The sequence below is a fragment of the Vibrio sp. Vb1554 genome (assembly GCF_033344235.1).
In genome coordinates this window covers 1-1,364 of record NZ_JAWPOJ010000208.1, presented here as the reverse complement: position 1 = coordinate 1,364, position 1,364 = coordinate 1, and the positions used below count along the sequence as shown (strand labels likewise).

At 50.2% G+C, this 1,364-nt stretch carries 2 pseudogenes; both read right to left on the bottom strand.

The window, feature by feature from the left end:
• A pseudogene (gene vscC, locus R8N28_RS25010) lies at window positions 1-1,202 on the bottom strand (SctC family type III secretion system outer membrane ring subunit VscC); the annotation flags it as partial.
• A gap of 41 nt (window positions 1,203-1,243) precedes the next feature.
• Window positions 1,244-1,364 (bottom strand): annotated as a pseudogene (locus R8N28_RS25005) (YscB family type III secretion system chaperone); the annotation flags it as partial.

Below are 1,364 nucleotides of genomic sequence, written 5' to 3'. Positions count from 1 at the left end.
TCCAAAGCCGCCGTCTCTTTGCCAACCAATTTGACGTAAAACGTGCTGCTGTTGTTTAGCACCGCTTCGACGTTTTCTTGCGTGAGCAGCGTTGGTCTGGAAACGACTTGCGCACTGCCTTTCGATTCCAATAAACGAATTTGTGCCAACAAGTAGTTCAAGTTGGTCGAATCCAACAAGGACTTGAAACTCTGACCACTGCCCAATGTGACATCACCGTTATCAACGTCGCCGGTTGTTTTGATGTCGACAATGCGGTTGTTTCCAACCGATACACCCGCACGCCAATCCACACCGAGCTGACGTAAATCGTTTGCGCTGATGTCCACAATAGATAACGCAACCTCGATACGAGATTGTGGCTGATCGAGTTGAGCGACCAGCTTGCGATATAACGGCAGTCTTGCTTGGGTATCGCGAACGATGATCGCATTCAGCCCCGGCTCCGCTTCTACGGTTGCACCGCCGTGCACAGACGCAGTTTTGCCGCGAGGTTTCGCTGCTTCTGCGGGTAATCCGTTTACAGGCGATGTTTGTACAGACGCAGAATCCGTAATTTGAGTTTGAACACCGCCAACCACACGGCTCAATACCGAAGCAATCCCCGGAACGGTAATGCTTTGGTCGCGATACGAGATACTTCTGTCCGTCGCCGAGGCATATTTAAGCGGAATGAGTTCCACAAATAGCTCATCCGTCGAGTTGGACTTTTGCAGCAATCGGCTCTCTAACGCTTCTGCGGTTTGCACTACTAACTCAACGTAACGCGGCGGCCCAGCTAGATAAACCAGCCCTTTATTTTCGGCAGCGCGCCAACCATAACGAGCATCCCAAACACCGGTTGAAATCAAGGTACTGCGAAGCTCGCGCGCGGTAAGCAGTTCCAATTGCAGCAATCGGGAGCGCGTTTCTGTCGCTTTGTAAACGTGCAGTACTGCGCCATCGAAGTACCACATCAAGTTATAAACTTGCGCTAGGTAGTCGAGAAACTCCGCTGGATCTTCTGGCGTGAATCGACCACTCACTCGGTCATTCACTTTGTCGCTCACCGACACCGATACTCGGTAGTTGGCACCAAAGTTGTTAAGCAGATCTTTCAACGAATCATTATCGGCATAGTAACGAAACGGTTGTTCTGGCCAATTGAGCTCTGTCGCTTGTACAGAAAACATCGGAGCGACACACAGTGCGCACAATGTCATTTTGGCGGCAATGCGCCCTATTTTTGGCATGAGAGTTTGCATTACGGTAACCACACATGATGACTGATGGTGTGATTAACACGCTCGTGTTCAAGCAATTCCATGTAGCGTTCACACCCGTTGGCATGTTGCGCAAGAAGTTCTGCAAACTGCTCATTTGAA